Origin of the sequence: Enterobacter sp. 725m/11, from assembly GCF_011683705.1 — a bacterium.
Lineage (GTDB): Bacteria > Pseudomonadota > Gammaproteobacteria > Enterobacterales > Enterobacteriaceae > Enterobacter > Enterobacter bugandensis.
In genome coordinates this window covers 1-16,643 of sequence record NZ_JAAQOK010000022.1, presented here as the reverse complement: position 1 = coordinate 16,643, position 16,643 = coordinate 1, and the positions used below count along the sequence as shown (strand labels likewise).

The 16,643-nt window shown below is 54.7% G+C and carries 16 protein-coding genes; 7 read left to right on the top strand and 9 right to left on the bottom strand.

Annotated features, from left to right (window positions below; translation table 11 throughout):
* The first annotated feature begins 84 nt into the window (after positions 1-84).
* From lsrA to lsrG, 6 genes are read left to right on the top strand one after another with little or no spacing between them, the layout of a single operon-like run.
* The gene (gene lsrA, locus HBA26_RS11390; RefSeq protein WP_063155306.1) at positions 85-1,572 is read left to right on the top strand and encodes an autoinducer 2 ABC transporter ATP-binding protein LsrA; all 1,488 of its coding nucleotides are present in this window, start codon (positions 85-87) and stop codon (positions 1,570-1,572) included.
* Positions 1,569-2,600, top strand: coding sequence for an autoinducer 2 ABC transporter permease LsrC (lsrC, locus tag HBA26_RS11385; protein WP_063155307.1), 1,032 nt, complete (start codon positions 1,569-1,571; stop codon positions 2,598-2,600). The genes lsrA and lsrC overlap by 4 nt, the downstream gene beginning before the upstream one ends.
* Positions 2,601-3,578, top strand: coding sequence for an autoinducer 2 ABC transporter permease LsrD (lsrD, locus tag HBA26_RS11380; RefSeq protein ID WP_063155308.1), 978 nt, complete (start codon positions 2,601-2,603; stop codon positions 3,576-3,578). It abuts the gene before it with no gap.
* Between the two features lies 1 nt (position 3,579).
* Complete coding sequence (lsrB, locus tag HBA26_RS11375) at positions 3,580-4,581, top strand: autoinducer 2 ABC transporter substrate-binding protein LsrB (protein ID WP_047367089.1); 1,002 nt, start codon at positions 3,580-3,582, stop codon at positions 4,579-4,581.
* Between the two features lie 11 nt (positions 4,582-4,592).
* Positions 4,593-5,480 carry a 3-hydroxy-5-phosphonooxypentane-2,4-dione thiolase gene (gene lsrF / locus HBA26_RS11370; RefSeq protein WP_063155309.1) on the top strand — a complete coding sequence of 296 codons (888 nt, stop codon included), beginning with the start codon at positions 4,593-4,595 and terminating at the stop codon, positions 5,478-5,480.
* Complete coding sequence (gene lsrG, locus HBA26_RS11365) at positions 5,477-5,770, top strand: (4S)-4-hydroxy-5-phosphonooxypentane-2,3-dione isomerase (protein WP_003862606.1); 294 nt, start codon at positions 5,477-5,479, stop codon at positions 5,768-5,770. The genes lsrF and lsrG overlap by 4 nt, the downstream gene beginning before the upstream one ends.
* A gap of 46 nt (positions 5,771-5,816) precedes the next feature.
* On the opposite strand, the gene HBA26_RS11360 is transcribed toward lsrG, so the two are convergent.
* From HBA26_RS11360 to ygjG, 9 genes are all read right to left on the bottom strand, one after another.
* Positions 5,817-6,524 (bottom strand): hypothetical protein, encoded by a 708-nt coding sequence (locus HBA26_RS11360; RefSeq protein WP_223824781.1) that lies wholly within the window; start codon positions 6,522-6,524, stop codon positions 5,817-5,819.
* Complete coding sequence (locus HBA26_RS11355; protein ID WP_074171846.1) at positions 6,475-7,212, bottom strand: molecular chaperone; 738 nt, start codon at positions 7,210-7,212, stop codon at positions 6,475-6,477. The genes HBA26_RS11360 and HBA26_RS11355 overlap by 50 nt, the downstream gene beginning before the upstream one ends.
* Entirely contained in the window at positions 7,178-7,708 is a 531-nt protein-coding gene (locus HBA26_RS11350; RefSeq protein ID WP_028014487.1) for a fimbrial protein, read from the bottom strand. Before HBA26_RS11350 ends, HBA26_RS11355 begins: the two co-directional genes overlap by 35 nt.
* 9 nt (positions 7,709-7,717) lie before the next feature.
* A complete protein-coding gene (locus tag HBA26_RS11345) occupies positions 7,718-8,260 on the bottom strand; it encodes a fimbrial protein (RefSeq protein ID WP_049137051.1) in 543 nt (180 codons plus the stop codon).
* Positions 8,261-8,269: 9 nt separating this feature from the next.
* The gene (locus tag HBA26_RS11340) at positions 8,270-9,286 is read right to left on the bottom strand and encodes a fimbrial protein (RefSeq protein WP_047367092.1); all 1,017 of its coding nucleotides are present in this window, start codon (positions 9,284-9,286) and stop codon (positions 8,270-8,272) included.
* The gene (locus HBA26_RS11335) at positions 9,287-11,905 is read right to left on the bottom strand and encodes a fimbrial biogenesis usher protein (RefSeq protein ID WP_126345820.1); all 2,619 of its coding nucleotides are present in this window, start codon (positions 11,903-11,905) and stop codon (positions 9,287-9,289) included.
* A 49-nt stretch (positions 11,906-11,954) separates the two neighbouring features.
* Complete coding sequence (locus HBA26_RS11330; RefSeq protein ID WP_028014483.1) at positions 11,955-12,662, bottom strand: fimbria/pilus periplasmic chaperone; 708 nt, start codon at positions 12,660-12,662, stop codon at positions 11,955-11,957.
* Between the two features lie 153 nt (positions 12,663-12,815).
* The gene (locus tag HBA26_RS11325) at positions 12,816-13,358 is read right to left on the bottom strand and encodes a fimbrial protein BcfA (RefSeq protein ID WP_028014482.1); all 543 of its coding nucleotides are present in this window, start codon (positions 13,356-13,358) and stop codon (positions 12,816-12,818) included.
* Positions 13,359-13,842: 484 nt separating this feature from the next.
* Positions 13,843-15,222, bottom strand: a complete 1,380-nt coding sequence (ygjG, locus tag HBA26_RS11320; RefSeq protein ID WP_049000022.1) for a putrescine aminotransferase — start codon at positions 15,220-15,222, stop codon at positions 13,843-13,845.
* A 436-nt stretch (positions 15,223-15,658) separates the two neighbouring features.
* Between ygjG and HBA26_RS11315 the strand changes: the two genes are divergently transcribed.
* Positions 15,659-16,643 (top strand): PAS domain-containing methyl-accepting chemotaxis protein (locus tag HBA26_RS11315; RefSeq protein ID WP_166720906.1); only part of this gene is annotated, 985 nt, incomplete at its 3' end.

Here is a 16,643-nt window from a genome sequence, read left to right as displayed (position 1 = left end):
CTGCACGGTTGTAAATATAGTTCACCGTCTACGCTTTTGAACATTATTAAATCTAAAAATCATTTGTTCAATAGCGGAGCGATGATGACACCACTTCTCAACGCGCGAAATATCAGCAAGCAGTTCTCAGGCGTGCCGGTCTTAAAAGGCATTGATTTCACGCTGCTTGCGGGGCAGGTGCATGCGCTGATGGGCGGTAACGGCGCGGGAAAATCGACGCTAATGAAGATCGTCGCTGGGGTGGAAATGCCGGATAGCGGTGAACTTTCGGTTGCGGGCGAGTCTTTTGCACGGCTTACCCCGGCGCAGGCGCACCGGTTAGGCATTTATCTGGTGCCGCAGGAGCCTCTGCTTTTTCCCAACCTGACGGTGCGGGAAAACATCCTGTTCCGCCTGCCGCGAGAGCGCGATCGGGAAAAACGCCTGGCGGAGAAACTCCAGCAGCTGCAATGTCAGCTTAATCTCGACGCAACGGCCAGCACCCTGGAAGTGGCGGACCAGCAGATGGTGGAGATCCTGCGCGGGCTGATGCGCAACGCCAGAATTCTGATCCTCGACGAACCCACGGCCTCGCTGACGCCCGGCGAAACCGAACGGCTGTTTCGCCAGATCCGCGCCTTACAGGCGCTCGGCGTCGGGATTGTCTTTATCTCGCATAAGCTGCCGGAAATCCGCACGCTGTCGAGCCACGTTTCGGTGATGCGCGACGGCGCGGTGGTGCTCAGCGGCGAAACCGCCCAGTTTGACGACAGCGCCCTGATCGCCGCCATGACGCCGGTCAGCCGCGAGAAAGGCTTAAGCGATGCGCAAAAGCTGTGGCTGGCGCTGCCGGGAAACCGCCGCACCCAGCCGCAGGATTTTCCGGTGCTGCGCGTGGAAGATCTCACCGGAGAGGGCTTTATCGATCTCAGCCTGGAGATTTACGCCGGGGAGATCGTCGGCCTTGCCGGACTGGTCGGATCCGGGCGCACCGAGTTTGCCGAAACGCTCTACGGCCTGCGTCCCGTACGCGGCGGGCGGGTGTGGCTGGAGAGCCGGGAGATCACCTCCGATCCGGTGGGTTTACGTCTGGAAAAAGGGCTGGTTTATCTGCCGGAAGACAGGCAGGTGTCCGGCCTGTTTCTCGACGCGCCTGTCCGCTGGAACACGGTGGCGCTGAACGAGCCGTCGCTCTGGCAGCAGCGAAAGCGGGAGTCTGCGGTGGTGGAGCGCTATCACCGTGCGCTGGGGATCAAGCTCAATCATGCGGATCAAACCGTGCGCACGCTCTCCGGCGGCAACCAGCAGAAGGTGCTGCTGGCGCGCTGTCTGGAGGCCAATCCTTTATTGCTGATCGTCGATGAGCCGACGCGCGGCGTGGACGTGTCGGCGCGCGCCGATATCTACCAGCTCATTAAAAGCGTGGCGGCGCAGAATGTTGCGGTGCTGATGATCTCAAGCGATCTCGATGAATTCCCCGGCCTCGCGGACCGCGTGCTGGTGATGCATCAGGGCGTACTCAGCGGCGAGCTGCCGCGCCACGCCGTCAGCCTCGACCGGATGATGGCGCTGGCGTTTGGAGGACAATCATGAAGATCTTACTCAAAAACCGCGAGCTGAGCGCGTTTCTTGCCATTCTGGCGCTGTTCGCCGTGCTGGTGGCGCTGAATCCGTCCTACTTCAGCCTGCAAACGCTGGGGATGATCTTCGCCAGCGCGCAGATCCTGATCCTGCTGGCCATCGGCGCGGCGCTGGTGATGCTGACCCGCAATATCGACGTCTCCGTGGGCTCGACCGTCGGGCTGTCCGCGATTGCCGTCGGCGTGGCGCTCAACGGTGGCTACAGCCTGCCGGTATCGATACTTTTTGCGCTGTCGATTGGCGCGCTGGCGGGGGCGTTTAACGGTTTTCTGGTGGTGGGGCTGCGCATTCCGGCGATTGTCGCCACCCTCGGTACGCTGGGGCTGTACCGCGGAGCGATGCTGCTCTGGACGGGCGGAAAGTGGATTGAAGGGCTGCCGCCGGGGCTTAAATCTCTCTCCGAGCCTGCCGCCATCGGTATTTCACCGCTCGGCGTGGGAGTGTTGATTCTCGTTGTCGTTGGCGCGTGGGGGCTATCGCGCACCTCGTTCGGGCGTGATTTTTACGCGGTGGGGGATAATCTCGCCGCCGCGCGCCAGCTGGGCGTGGCGGTGAACCGCACGCGCATGATCGCCTTCACCCTCAACGGCATGCTGGCAGCCTGCGCCGGGATTGTTTTTGCCGCGCAGATCGGCTTTGTGCCCAACCAGACCGGCAGCGGGCTGGAGATGAAGGCCATTGCCGCCTGCGTGCTCGGCGGCATTTCGCTGCTGGGCGGCACCGGCACGCTGGTCGGTGCGTTCCTCGGCGCGTTCTTCCTTACCCAAATCGACACCGTGCTGGTGCTGTTCAGGCTACCGGCGTGGTGGAACGACTTCATCGCCGGGCTGGTGCTGCTGGGCGTGCTGGTGCTCGACGGGCGGCTGCGCCAGGCGCTGTCACGCCATCAGCGGGCGCTGAAGTACGGCCGGTTCCAGCCTGGCAACAGAGGGGGAAAGCACGTCACCCCCTTTCCCAAACGCAACAAAGAGGTGGCGTAAATGAGGCTCAACTGGGAAATCGCGCTGCTGATATTGCTGGTGCTGGAGATCCTGCTCTTCGGCGCCATTAACCCGCGCATGCTCGACGTTAATATGCTGCTGTTCAGCACCAGCGATTTCATCTGCATCGGCATCGTGGCGCTGCCGCTGACGCTGGTGATTATCAGCGGCGGGATCGACATTTCGCTGGGCTCCACCATCGGCCTGTGCGCCATCGCGCTGGGGGTGATGATGCAGGCGGGGTGGCCCATGACGATCGCCGTTCCGCTGACGCTGCTGCTTGGCCTGCTGTGTGGGCTGGTGAATGCGGCGCTGATCCACTACACCGGCATTAGCCCTTTAGTCATTACCCTCGGCACGCTCTACCTCTACGGCGGCGGCGCGCTGCTGCTCTCCGGCATGGCGGGGGCGACGGGCTACGAGGGCATCGGCGGCTTCCCGGACGGTTTTACCGCGTTCGCTAACCTCACGGTGCTGGGGCTGCCGATCCCGCTGGTGCTGTTCGCGGTGATTACCGCCTTCTTCTGGCTGATTACCCATCGCGGGCGCTTTGGCCGCCATCTATTTTTAATCGGCCAGAATCCGCGCGCGGCGCGCTATGCGGCGCTGTCGGTGAACGGCATGCCCTACGCGCTGTACGGTCTGGTCGGCGTGGCGTCGGCGGTGGCAGCGCTGGTGATGGTCTCCTATTTCGGCTCTGCGCGTTCGGATCTGGGGCGTGATTTGCTGATGCCCGCACTCACCGCCGCCGTACTCGGCGGGGCAAATATTTACGGGGGTTCAGGGTCGGTGCTGGGTACGGCGCTGGCGGCGCTGCTGGTGGGGTATCTCCAGCAGGGATTACAGATGGTCGGCATCCCCAACCAGGTGTCGAGCGCGCTGTCGGGGGCGCTGCTGGTTGTGGTGGTGATGGGACGTTCGCTAAGTCTGCACCGCGAATGGGTGCGATCTCTCTTCAGAAAACTATCCGGAGCGTAAGATGAAAACAAAACTGCTCGTCCTGGCAATGGCCCTCAGCTTCGCTTCGGCGCAGGCGGCGGACCGCATTGCCTTTATCCCCAAGCTGGTGGGCGTGGGTTTCTTCACCAGCGGCGGCAACGGCGCGAAAGAGGCGGGGAAAGATCTTGGCGTGGACGTGACCTACGACGGCCCGACAGAGCCGAGCGTTTCCGGCCAGGTGCAGCTCATCAATAACTTCGTCAACCAGGGCTACAACGCCATTATCGTCTCCGCCGTGTCGCCGGACGGCCTCTGCCCGGCGCTGAAGCGCGCGATGCAGCGCGGCGTGAAGGTGCTGACCTGGGATTCCGACACCAAACCGGAGTGTCGCAGCATTTATATCAACCAGGGGACGCCGGAACAGCTCGGCGGCCTGCTGGTAGAGATGGCGGGCAAGCAGGTCACCAAGCCGAATGCCAAAGTGGCGTTCTTCTACTCCAGCCCCACCGTCACCGACCAGAACCAGTGGGTGAAAGAGGCGAAGGCCAAAATCGAGAAAGATCACCCCCAGTGGCAGATCGTGACCACCCAGTTTGGCTATAACGACGCCACCAAATCTCTGCAGACCGCCGAGGGGATCTTAAAAGCGTATCCGGATCTGGACGCGATAATCGCGCCGGACGCCAACGCCCTGCCGGCGGCGGCGCAGGCGGCGGAAAACCTGAAGCGGGAAGGGGTGGCGATTGTCGGCTTCAGCACGCCGAACGTCATGCGTCCATACGTTGAGCGCGGGACGGTGAAAGCCTTCGGCCTGTGGGATGTCGTACAACAGGGCAAAATTGCGGTCAATGTCGCCGATCGTCTGCTGAAAAAAGGCGATCTTAACCCTGGCGACAGCGTGGACGTAAAAGGTATCGGCGCGCTGAAGGTGGAGCCGAACAGCGTGCAGGGCTATCAGTATGAGGCGAAGGGCAACGGCATCGTGCTGCTGCCGGAGCGGGTGGTGTTCACCAAAGAGAACATCAGCAAATACGATTTCTGACGGGGGAGCAAATGGCTGATTTAGACGACATCAAAGACGGCAAGGATTTTGGTATCGGCACGCCGCAGCAGAATGTGCCGTTCACGCTGAAGGGCTGCGGCTCGCTGGACTGGGGCATGCAGTCCCGCCTGGCGCGTATCTTCAACCCGAAGAGCAACCGCACGGTGATGCTGGCCTTTGACCACGGCTACTTTCAGGGGCCGACCACCGGCCTTGAGCGTATCGATCTCTCCATCGCCCCGCTGTTTGGCGAAACTGACGTGCTGATGTGTACCCGTGGCATTCTGCGAAGCCAGGTGCCCGCCGCGACTAACAAACCGGTGGTGCTGCGCGCCTCCGGCGGTAACTCCATTCTGGGCGAGCTGTCGAACGAGTGCGTGGCGGTGGCAATGGAGGATGCCCTGCGCCTGAACGTCTGCGCGGTGGCGGCGCAGGTGTATATCGGAAGCGAGTTTGAGCATCAGTCGATTAACAACATCATTAAGCTGGTGGACGCGGGCGCACGCTACGGCATGCCAACGCTGGCGGTAACGGGCGTCGGCAAGGAGATGGCACGTGACGCGCGCTACTTCTCGCTCGCCAGCCGCATCGCCGCCGAAATGGGGGCGCAGTTCGTCAAAACCTACTACGTGGACGAGGGCTTTGAAAAAGTGACCGCCAGCTGCCCGGTGCCGATCGTTATCGCCGGGGGCAAAAAGCTGCCGGAGCTCGAGGCGCTGGAGATGTGCTGGCGGGCGATTGATCAGGGGGCGTCCGGCGTGGACATGGGGCGCAATATCTTCCAGTCCAGCGCGCCGCTCGCCATGCTGAAGGCGGTGAAGAAAGTGGTACACGAGAACTGGAAAGCCCGTGATGCGTTCCAGTTCTGGCAGGACGAGAAACAGGGAGAAGCAAAATGAACGTGACTCTGGTTGAGATTAACATCAAGCCCGAGCGGGTGGACGAGTTCCTGGAGGTGTTTCGCGCCAACCACGAGGGAGCAATCAAGGAGCCGGGAAACCTGCGCTTTGACGTGTTGCAGGACCCGAGGGTGAAAACCCGGTTCTTTATCTACGAGGCCTACAAAGACGAAGAGGCGGTGCTGGCGCATAAGCAAACCCCGCACTATCTGGCGTGCGTGGATAAGCTTGAGGAGTTGATGTCGGAGCCGCGTAAGAAACGCAGTTTTGTGGGGCTGTTGCCGGAGTAATTCGATGCCCGATGACGCACTCATGCGCGTCATCGGGCATCCTGGCTTATCCTTTGGCTTTCTGGATCGCCATGATTAATGCATCGGAAGAGACGTTTCCTGACATGACGCTAATGCGCTGAATGACCGGATCTTTTTCCTGAGGTAAAACCACAAACGCCGGCGCGTTGGCAAAACCGATCTGCTTCACGAGCTTCACATTGTCCTGTAACACTTTGTTTGCCGACCCGGCCGAAGGCAATTTTTTAAAGATAAAACGGATATCCGGGTTGGCATGGATAAGCGTTTCTGTGACGTTGCAGTTCACGCATTGCTCATCCACAAAAGACACCACGGCGACTTTTGCGTTGGCGGGCCCGACAACAGGATCGCCGCCAGCAAGCAGCTGCTCGCGATGGAGGATGACATTTTGCACCATGGCCTGTTGCTGCGCTATCTCCTGACGCTGGCGAAGGCTTTCCCCTGCCGCAACTAAAAATTCAGGATGTTCAGCGAGATAGGTAGAGACAATTTCACCCATTTTTTCAGGATGGGCGGCGAAATATGCTTCGGCGGCTTTTCCTGTTTGTTCAATCTGCTGTGGCGTCGCTTGCTCTGCCTGCGCTGCGGCTGAGAAAGTCAGGGTCGCGGCCAGCAGAAGCGAAAGGCGACGAAGAGAGGTTGAAACTTCCATTGATGTTATTCCGTAAAAGAGAGAGACGGGACTAGGACGCCAGTGCCTGTGTACGAACAGGCATAATGCGTCCATAGTCATTAATCGCTTGCCAGCGCACCTGGCATACCCCTGGGTCTGGACAACCCTCGAGCGCTCGCTCGCTAAAAGGGGCGACAAGGCCGCCATCAGCGATGCGCTTACCGCCGAGGCTGAGCTGATAAAGCGTGATGTAGTAAGGCGTCGGATTATTCACAACGACGTTATTTTTGTTTCGTGACCAGCGTAAGGCCTGATAAGCATCATCAGGATTGCCGGTGAGCCCGGTGGGCCGATAAAAAAGTTTAAAGCGTGAACGTACCGCCGTTTGCACACCCGTGGTGTGCGGGTTAGCGGAAGGGATAGCCGCAACGTTTAACGTGAACAGCGTTTCCCGGTTCTCGGGTAACTTTCCTCCCGTAAATATCAGCCGAATCGTGTTTTCGCGTTGCGGACGCAATGAGAACAGCTGCGGCGTGGCCACAAATGCGGATTGAACCCCGTGTGGGGCATCCGCCCCAGTCCACAGGCCGCCCGGCTCGACTTTGGTGTAGATCAGATACGATTCGTCAGAAGGGTTACGCACGGAAAAGCTGATCGATTTCTCACGTTCCGGATAGACAAACCGCGTTCCGCCGATCACCACGCCAGCTTGCGCCTGAAGCATGATGGTGGAGAGAAAAAAGAGAAGCAGGATCTTCGCCGGATAAACACACTTACGCATAATTGAGAATAAAGGTTGTCGTCGCATTTGCCGTTCCCGTGGTGACCTTGTTTGCGGTGGCAACATAGCGGGCGTAAAACTGGAGAGTCGCGTCGCTTTGATTAGGAATAATCATCGTCTTCTGGCTTTTACTTCCCATAGAGATGAGCGACTTGTCCTGGTTGTAAATTCCTACGCCGATACCGGTTGCGTAGCCTTCACCGCCGATGAGCGTCAGTAAATCCGGGTTTGCTGTATCGGGTGTGCCGTCAAAGGTAATACTGACTGAGCCTTCTGTTCCGGCACAGTTTTCCACATTAATAGCAAACGGATGATAATCAGCGCCCATACCTGACTGGGTGAAATATTTACTTTGCACGCTATCCATTGTGACGGTCAGGTTCTGAGAATCAGGCGCGATACTGCACGTCTTTTTATGGATCACGCCAGTGATATAAATTGTACCGTCGTGCGCCAGTGTACGTGCTGAAAAAAATGGCACCAGAAAAAGCGCGGTGAATATTATTGTGAAAAACTTTTTCATTTCCGCATCCTACTGATAGAGCAGATCAAAATACATGATGGCCGTAGCATTCCCTGTCGTAACCTCGGGCAGGGTCGATTTGTACCGTAAATTAAACGTCAGGCTATTATCTCCCTGCTTTAAGGGATAAATTTCGGATTCCGTATTATTTATTTTAATCGGATTCATTCCGGCATTGAGAAGCTCTACGCCAATGCCCGTCGCCATTTCGCCAGCCGTTCCTTTACCCGTGTCGCTGAGCGCCAGCAGGTCCGAGTTATTGGTATCCGGCATACCGCTGAACCAGATTTTTGTCCCCTGAATGGCGCGTGAACAATTTTTAAGATCGATCGTGAACGCTTTTTCCGGCGTCGTTGTTCCGGTTGCGGGAAATTCAGATATATCGAATGCGCCTAAATCAACCGTTTGTTCTTTACTGTTCACATCAACTTCACACGATTCGCCGATAATTGTGCCGTATATCTGGAGGTTAACTGTAAAACCCTCATCGGCGTACGTTGTTGCTATGCCAGAGAACAGCGTCGCCAGGGCGACAAAATACAAGACTCTCATTTTTCACCCTTACGCAAAATCGATACGTAAACAGGCCAACGCAGTAAACAAACCTTCTGCCGGGGCCTTCCCTGTCGTGCTGATGGGGTAGGTTTTTAACGTGACATCAGCATGGCCCGAACTATCAGTAATAAAATCAGCGGTGCTGGAGGCGTCGTTAGGTATCATGACGGTGCCATTTTCGTTGGTTACCACCACGCCGACATCTTTATTATCCGTAGCGATCGCCTGGCCGACGTTGCTGTCTGCGTTGGCGACCAGTCGAAGCGTAAGATGCGCAGGCGAAATCACGTCCGCATTACACTCGATGGGAACATTAAAGGTTTTTACCGGCGCATTAGAAGGTTTCTCACCCGCTTTCGTGAATGAAGAACTGTTGAGTTTTCCCAGGTCAACCGTAATGATTTGCCCCGCATTAATGATGCAGTTTTGCGGCACCGTGACCGCGCCGCTGTATGTTATTTGATAAACAATATCATTCAACGGGTCGGTATTTTCGGTGGTGATATAAACATTAAACATCACTTTACTGGGGATAATGACCGTGCCGATAAAAGGTTTGATAATTTTTAACCGGAATACCAGGTTGGAGTCATATACCGGGAAAGGTATGTTCATATCCTCTTTATCCACCCTGTAATCTTTACCCATATGGATATAGTCTCCAGGCGGAAAATATTCACCAATTTCGGAATCGGTTATCCGCATCGCCCCTGCAATATAGATCGGGTCAAGATTCATATACTGCCACTGGTCTTCCGTGAAAATCACCGGGTAGGTATTCCTGTATGAGCGATAGGTACGAGAATCGCCATCTGGATGATAGTCACATATGGCGTTTACGCCCACATCCTGTGATTTAACCAGTTCAACTGCCTGCCCCAGCTGGTTTTGTTCTTTTGTCAGCGTGGCCGTCAGATCGTAATTCACATTCGTAATGCTGTGATCAAAGTTATGGCAGACCGCTGCCAGACTTTGCGTAGAAGCCGTAAGGCTGAGTAATAAAAAAATAATGCGTACTTTCACTTATCGGCACTCCGCTTTTAAACGCACGAGGGACTGCTTTGTTTCACTTAGCTTGTAAACGGCAACACATTTTTTATCATCTGTGTCGCCCCATTGCGCTGTCAGACTCCCTGTCTCGCCCAGCCCAGACAGATACGCTTCGCCGTTATCGCCTACGATGGTGTCCCCACCTTCATCGCTGCGCGTAACAACCGCGCCAAAGGGCACAGGGCGCCCGTTATGCATAAGTGCAATCATCGCGCGCGTTCCTGAGCGCGCCTTAAAGGTGGCGCGAACCAGGGCGCCCTGGGTTGGAACAACGTGGGTTACAGCCTCGTCAATGTCCAGATCGTCGCTGAGCGAGTTGGTGTTCAGCGCCATGCGGTTACGGTGGTATGCGCTGGCATACGGCACAATCGCATAACCACGCCAGTCGGTATGGATCCCTGGGCCGTCTTCGACCTTCACGTTGCTTGCGCCCGGCGCGGCGATCAGGACATTGGTATCCCCCAACGGCTGGCTTAAGGTGATGCCGTTGCGATGCGCGACGATACCGCCGCTGAGGCCGTAGTTGATCTGTTGATAATCGCCATTGTTACTGTAGTTGTACCCCAGGCTCGCATTACCGTAGGCGCTATCATATTCCGTGCTGATGCTTCCACTGGCACCGGTATGTTGGTTCTGGTATCCCTGCTGAACGCTGTAGCTGAGGTTATTGTCTTCAAGCAGCGTTCCGTTGATGCCGGCAGTATTATTGACCCTGCCGTCGTTATCGGTGCTCATGCCGTATGTGGCGTAAATGCTGTTTAAACGTTTGGTCACATCTCCACCTGGATGAAGCCACAGATTGAGCGGGAAGGAGAGCGTTAAAGAATAAATACGATCGCTTTCACTCATGCCAGGGGATTTATTGTAGTTGTAGGTCAGGTTATAGGTTACGCCCGCAACCGTTCCGCTATAACCCAGCTGAATAAGCGTATTTTTTTCATCGGTATGCCAGTACGTTTGCTGGCTGCCGTTGAGGAAAATCGACCCGGCAGTGCCCAGCTGTTGGGAAATATTGGCCTGCAGCTTGCCGCGTTTGGTGTAGTACAAATTGTAATAATCGGTCCACACGGGCTGATTGTCGTCGGTGTGGTCGTTGGGATCGTCCTGACCGACATAACCTTTCATTTGCTTATAGGTGGTTTCATCCAGGGTATAAAAACCGGATGTGGAATAGCGATAGCCTAACAGCTGGAAATTGGTGCCCATGCCGTTCAACGATTTTGCATATAAGAAACGTATTGACTGCCCGTTATGTGAGCTACCGTCGCTCAGTTCGCTTTGTGCGGAGGTGAGATCGGCCGATACGGCGCCAAAATTCCCCAGGTTCACCCCGGTACCCAACGCAAAGGCAGAGTATTTTTCCGTCAGCTGCGTACCACCGTAGACGGTAAAGCCTTTTGGTAACCCCCAGATAAGCGTTCCCTGGACAAAGTTTGTGTCCTCCTGCTGATCGCTGTTACTGCGATAGCGGGCCGCGGTGGCGGCATATTTTACGGTGCCTTCACGCTGCAAAACCGGAACCGCGGAATAGGGCACAGAGTAGCTGCTGATCGTTCCGTCAGATTCTTTGACCTCTACATTCAGGTCACCGCTGGAGGAGGTGGGGTACAGATCGTTAATGGCAAACGCCCCGGGCGGCACATAGCTTTGATAAATGGTGTAACCGTTTTGTTTGATGGTGACCTGGGCGTTGGATTTAGCGATCCCATGAATGGTTGGCGCAAAACCTTTCATACTATCAGGCAGCATGTTGTCATCAGAATTGATCTGCACCCCGCGGAATGGCAGGCTGTCGAAGACATCCGAAGTGGTATAGTTCTCGCCGATTGTTAGCTTGCTTTTTAGCGGGATAACGGCACGTTCAACATAGGTTTTAATGTGTTCCCAGTTGGTGTAGGTCTCTGAGCCGCTGCTGTTGTAGCTCCATGTAGAGAAATCCCGCAGCCGCCACGGCCCCAGGTTTAATCCACTGTTAAGTCCCAGAAAATAGTTGTCTGTCGTCGAACCGTAATCACCGCTATTGTGACTATGCGAACCCGAAAAGTCATAATTCAGCATCAGGGCGTTAATGCCTTCGTCCCATTGCTCAGGGGGAATGTACCCGCGCGCGTTATTACGCAGCGCCGCTTGCGGAATACTGATATTCAGGCGCTGGTGTTCAAAATCAAAAAATGTGGTGGCAGCGGGAATGGCTGCCGGCAAATCGACACAGTTGCCCGCTTTTTCGTCCTTAAGACCGGGTAAGACATCGACATTTACCCCCATCGCATCAAGTGACTTACGCGAGAGGCAGGGCGTCAGCCCCGTATCGTCATCCGTAGGTGTTGAATTTTTGCGCACGTTAAACGTGACGTCGCGCGTGGCTAAAAAATTGTCATTCAGCCATACGTCCACGCGATAGACCCCTGGCGCCTGACCAGCATTACTAAAACGTGATAAATCAGCAACCGCCGCAGGATCGCTTGAAAGAAAGGCAGGGTTGAAATAATAGCCCGCATCCGCATTAACGGATGCGAATGCGCCGAGCATGGCCAGCGTGAGAGGGGCCAAACGATGATTGACTATCCTTGTCTGATACTTGCGAAACTTCATTTTTCTCTGCCTGCTTCAACGCGCTATGTTCGGTATTTTTCCGGGAAAATTATGCTCCAGGGCATGTCTGAACAGGGGTGGTAGCACCGAAATCGTTAACGGTCTGGAACGTCACCTGGCTCCCGCTACCGGCAGGTAGATCAACGACCAGGCTGTTCATTGGCGGAACCATGTTATTGGTTAACTTTGCGTTTCCCGCTTTGAATTGCACCAGCGACACGTAATAAGGCGACGCGTTTTTGATGGTCAACTTGCCGTTACTGACCGTGCAGCGCAGCGCCTTTGGCGCGTCAATTGACGGGGTAGGCAATTTTTTTGGGCGAATAAAAAGCTTAATGACGCTCTGCGTCGCAATCTGCAATGTATTTCCCTGCAGCTTACTTTTATCCACGGCCGGGATAGCTTTGCTGTTGAAATAAAAAACGCTTTCTCTGTCTTTCGGCAAATCTGGGCCAGCGTACATAATCCTGATGGTGTTTTCTTTTTTAGGATGCATAACAAAAAGTGGAGGCGTGACAATAAAGTCTGTGGACTTCGATTGATCGGCGTTCGCAACCCACGATTGCACCAGGAAAGCATTGCTTTGAGACGAGTTCGTAATAGGTAACGAAATCTGTTTATCACCCTGAGGGTAAATAATACGCGTTGCGCCCAGGCCTATCCCCCCAGCGTGAGCCGTAGTCAGCACCGTAGCTGCGAATAAAAAAGAATGCGTAATCAGCTTCGTTATCAAAGATACAGTATTAATTCGTTTCATTTATATATCACTTCATTGAATACATAATCAAATACATAGAATAAAACATGCCGTTTAAGCCTATGTATTTAATCTATATAAAACGGTCGGTTATATTAAAAATCCCTCCTTCGTACAGGCGTACGAAGGAGGGATGACAGCATCCTAATTCGATTAGGAATAAACCATCTGGAAGGTAGCGGTGGATGCTACGTTACCTGGTGTTGCTGCGCCTGTAGCGATGTAGTCAACGCTCAGTGGGATAATGTTTTCACCGTTGATCAGGCCGATTGCAGAAGAGGTGGTACCCAGATCCAGGTTTTTACCGTCCGGTCCAAACAGCTGCAGAGCCACGTTCTGTGCGGAACCTGCACCTGCGGTATTCGCCATAGCGCCCGGCTGAGTTGCATCCTGCTGCGCGTTGAAAATAACCGCTGCGTTCTGGCTGACAGTGGTGTCGCAATCTTCCAGTTTAATGTTGAAATCTTCTTTCTGATTCGCCAGCATTCCGCTTTGAGTCAGCTTCACGGTACGAACCTGGCTCAGGATAACGGTCTGGTCAACAGAATCGGCAGCAACTGAACAGGCAGCGTTAACAACCTGACCGACGAAATTAACGGTACCGCCGCTTACTGTGGTGGTGTCTGCCTGTGCGTTCATCATCACGCCGCTTGCCATAGATGCAGCAACAACCATTGCTAAAACATGCTTTTTCATACAAATCCTTTTAAATAAACAGTTTTCTGTCAAGTTGAAACAAAATTAAAGGTGACTTAATACAAGACTATTCAGATTAAAAATCATGAATATACAGAATCATACAGTACGCTGTGTTTTGCACATTCTCGTGATGTTCCGAAAGCGTATTTTATGAGGCGAGACATATTATATCAATCTATTGCTGGTTGATTTTTGCTTAGAAATTCTTAAATGGGTTTTAATTAAAAATTTATTAGTTTTTAGAATGGGAGGGTATGTTTGATGCGCTATTTAGCCTGATTCAGTAAGGTGCAATCGCCGAGAGTGATATTTCTGCATTGTTATTGAACGCTATCCTTTTATTAAAATTAAATATTAATTTAAAACGGGAATTGTTCTTTAGGGCAATGTAAGAGTGATTTTCAATATGCCATGTTTAATTACAAATTGAAATAAAATTAGAGTGGATATAACTCCCTCCTCCATAAGAGGAGGGATTAAATCATACTTCTTCTACTCTTACCCGCAGCGCTGCCAGCGCCTTGCGCGCCGCCTTCAGCACCTGCTCACACTGCTCAATGGTCAGCGTCAGCGGTGGCTCAATGCGGATGGTTTTCGAGTTGTTGAGCGTGCCGGCTACCAGCACCCGCTGGCGGAACATCTCGCTCGCGAAGCTGTAGCCGATTTCATTGTCGACAAACTCAATTGCCATCAGCATCCCTTTGCCGCGCGCCTCCTGCACCAGATCCGGGTACTCACGCCCCAACTGGCGGAAGCCGTCCAGCAGCATGTCGCCTTTCTGCTCCGCCTGCGCAGGCAGGTTTTGCTCCAGCAGCACGTTGATGGTGGCCAGCGCCGCCGCACAGGCCAGCGGGTTACCGCCAAAGGTGGTGGTGTGCAGGAACGGATTGTCGAACAGCACCGAGAACACCTCCTCGGTGGCAACCGTTGCACCAATCGGCATCACGCCGCCGCCGAGCGCCTTCGCAAGACACAGTATGTCCGGCTGAACGTTCTCGTGCTCGCAGGCAAACATCCTGCCGGTGCGCCCCATCCCGGTCTGCACTTCGTCGAGGATCATCAGCGCGCCAAACTCATCGCACAGCTGACGCACGGCGGGCAGGTAGCCCTGTGGAGGCAAAATCACGCCGCCTTCACCCTGAATCGGCTCGAGGATCACCGCCGCCACGTCATCGCCGGTTTTACGGCATTCGCTCAGCACGGTGCGCATGGCGTTAATGTCGCCAAACGGCACGTGGCGGAAGCCCGGCAGCAGCGGCATAAACGGTTTGCGGAAAGTGGATTTGGCGGTCGCAGACAGTGCCCCCAGGGATTTCCCGTGGAACGCGCCGCTGGTGGCGATAAAGGTGAATTTCCCGCGTGGCGACTGGTACGCCTTGGCGAGCTTGATCGCCGCCTCGACCGACTCGGTGCCGCTGTTGCTGAAGAAGCTGTATTTCAGCTTGCCGGGCGTTAAGGCCGCCAGCGTTTTCGCGAGCATGGCGCGAAGAGGGTCGAGCAGTTCCTGACTATGGAGAGGTTGTTTCGCAAGTTGATTCTGTACGGCGGAAACCACTACTGGATTACGGTGCCCCACGTTAAAGATACCGAAACCACCCAGGCAATCTATAAACTCCTGTCCCTGGGTGTCGACAAGCGTGTTGAGACTTCCCGCTTGCCACTCTACGGCTCCGTAATCCCCGCCGGCGGTAACAGATTTGCGATACTCCAGAAAACCAGGATTCACATGCTCTTTAAAATAATCGATGACCTCTCGGTTAAGTTGTTTCATCTCCTCATGATCGAGCGTTCGCTTCTCAATGAGATTCAGTGCGTGCGCGGTACAGGCAAGAGCCGAGGCGCTGGAAGGTAACCTGTTCAAAATATGCTCCCGGGGATCGCGTATCACATGATACTGAGTTAAGTATTGCAGGGATTACGCCACTTCAGATGACTTAACGAAAATCGGGATAAACGCCAGGTTAAAATTATGTTGCGCAATATTTAATCATGCCGGAGCAATCGAAACGGGATTTAGGGGGGACAGGGCAACCCGCATTCTCAGGTGCACAAAAAGGCAATTGCACTAAAGGAGTGCATGGTTTGCGGCTTAAGTGGGCGTTAACAGGTCATGCTTTATAGGTAATTTCTTTGCGAAAGTATTTGGAATCAATGAATTATAAAATCTCACAAAAAGTGCGGTTTAAGTGAAATCTGCGATCTCCATCAAGTTTAACAACTAAAGATAAATTGTTTACCGCCGAAAAAACAATAAACCACAAAATTAACATTCGAATAACCTGCAAGGAATGCCCGTCATGTCTTCTCCTTCCTGTGTCACCCAGAATAATTATCCTCTGGACGATGACACCACCTTAATGTCGACCACCGACGTCCACAGCTATATGACCCATGCAAACGACACCTTTGTGCAGGTGAGCGGCTATCAGCTTGATGAGCTGATGGGCCAGCCGCACAATCTGGTGCGCCATCCCGACATGCCAAAAGCGGCGTTTGCCGATATGTGGTACACCCTGCAGCAGGGTGAGCCGTGGAGCGGCATTGTCAAAAACCGGCGTAAAAATGGCGATCATTACTGGGTGCGCGCGAATGCGGTACCGATGGTGCGGAATGGGCAGGTGACGGGGTATATGTCGATCCGCACCAAAGCCACGGAGGAAGAGATCGCTGCCGTAGAGCCGCTCTACCGGGCGCTGAATAACGGGAGCTGTAAAAAACGCATCCAAAAAGGACTGGTGGTGCGTAAGGGCTGGTTGGGTAAACTTCCTTCCATGCCGCTACGCTGGCGCGTACGCAGCGTGATGGCGGTGCTCTTTGCCGCGCTTGCCGCTATCCTGGTGACCACCTCCGCAGGCTGGGTGCCGCTCGCCGCGGCCGCCGTGGTAACGCTACTGGGAACGCTGCTGTTTGAGCAGCAAATTGTCCGCCCGATCGAAAACGTCGCGCATCAGGCGCTGAAGGTGGCGACCGGCGAGCGCAACAGCGTGCAGCATCTGAACCGCAGCGACGAGCTGGGGTTGACCCTGCGCGCGGTAGGACAGCTGGGGCTGATGTGCCGCTGGCTCATCAATGACGTCTCAAGCCAGGTGATGAGCGTCCGTGACGGCAGCGACAGGCTGGCGCAGGGGAACGAAGCGCTGAACGATCGTACGCGTCAGACCGTGGCGAACGTGCAGCAGACCGTCGCAACGATGAACCAGATGGCCGCTTCCGTTCAGAGCAACTCAGAAACCGCCGCCGAAGTGGACAAACTCCTGTCTCTTATACACATCTCCGAGCCCA

Excerpts from the sequence above, each read along its gene's own strand:
- lsrA (WP_063155306.1), top strand. The coding sequence starts at position 85 with ATGACACCACTTCTCAACGCGCGAAATATCAGCAAGCAGTTCTCAGGC.
- lsrC (WP_063155307.1), top strand. The coding sequence starts at position 1,569 with ATGAAGATCTTACTCAAAAACCGCGAGCTGAGCGCGTTTCTTGCCATT.
- lsrD (WP_063155308.1), top strand. The coding sequence starts at position 2,601 with ATGAGGCTCAACTGGGAAATCGCGCTGCTGATATTGCTGGTGCTGGAG.
- lsrB (WP_047367089.1), top strand. The coding sequence starts at position 3,580 with ATGAAAACAAAACTGCTCGTCCTGGCAATGGCCCTCAGCTTCGCTTCG.
- lsrF (WP_063155309.1), top strand. The coding sequence starts at position 4,593 with ATGGCTGATTTAGACGACATCAAAGACGGCAAGGATTTTGGTATCGGC.
- lsrG (WP_003862606.1), top strand. The coding sequence starts at position 5,477 with ATGAACGTGACTCTGGTTGAGATTAACATCAAGCCCGAGCGGGTGGAC.
- HBA26_RS11360 (WP_223824781.1), bottom strand. The coding sequence starts at position 6,524 with ATGACTATGGACGCATTATGCCTGTTCGTACACAGGCACTGGCGTCCT.
- HBA26_RS11355 (WP_074171846.1), bottom strand. The coding sequence starts at position 7,212 with ATGCGACGACAACCTTTATTCTCAATTATGCGTAAGTGTGTTTATCCG.
- HBA26_RS11350 (WP_028014487.1), bottom strand. The coding sequence starts at position 7,708 with ATGAAAAAGTTTTTCACAATAATATTCACCGCGCTTTTTCTGGTGCCA.
- HBA26_RS11345 (WP_049137051.1), bottom strand. The coding sequence starts at position 8,260 with ATGAGAGTCTTGTATTTTGTCGCCCTGGCGACGCTGTTCTCTGGCATA.
- HBA26_RS11335 (WP_126345820.1), bottom strand. The coding sequence starts at position 11,905 with ATGAAGTTTCGCAAGTATCAGACAAGGATAGTCAATCATCGTTTGGCC.
- HBA26_RS11330 (WP_028014483.1), bottom strand. The coding sequence starts at position 12,662 with ATGAAACGAATTAATACTGTATCTTTGATAACGAAGCTGATTACGCAT.
- HBA26_RS11325 (WP_028014482.1), bottom strand. The coding sequence starts at position 13,358 with ATGAAAAAGCATGTTTTAGCAATGGTTGTTGCTGCATCTATGGCAAGC.